This is a genomic window from Oleiphilus sp. HI0086, from assembly GCF_001635225.1.
The window spans coordinates 1-364 of the sequence record NZ_LWFZ01000511.1; the positions used below are offsets into that span (position 1 = coordinate 1).

General features: G+C 45.9%; 1 protein-coding gene. It reads left to right on the forward strand.

Going from position 1 to position 364, the window contains the following annotated elements; all coding sequences use genetic code 11:
• A partial coding sequence (locus A3756_RS06345) for an ACT domain-containing protein (protein ID WP_156490320.1) occupies positions 1–276 on the forward strand: 276 nt, incomplete at its 5' end.
• Positions 277–364: the final 88 nt, after the last annotated feature.

Genomic DNA, 364 nt, shown 5'->3' on the forward strand with positions numbered 1-364 from the left:
GAAGTGACTTTCAGCAATGACATGATTAATCAGCGTACCGTAATGGAGGTTGTAACACCCGACCGACCCGGCCTACTCGCTCGTATTGGCCAAGCACTTCTAAAGCATAATTTATCATTGATCAATGCACGTATTGCCACCTTGGGCGAGCGAGTAGAAGACGTTTTCTTCATTACCGACACAGACGGTCAACCGCTTAGTGACGCAATGATTTGCGAGGCCTTACAGCACGACATATGTACACTTCTAGATGAGCAGGTAGAAATAACCTCATGAACCCAGACTTGAATAAACTTCAGCCCTATCCCTTTGAAAAGCTTAAAGCACTGCTCGGGCAAGTAACACCATCAGCAGATTATTCAGC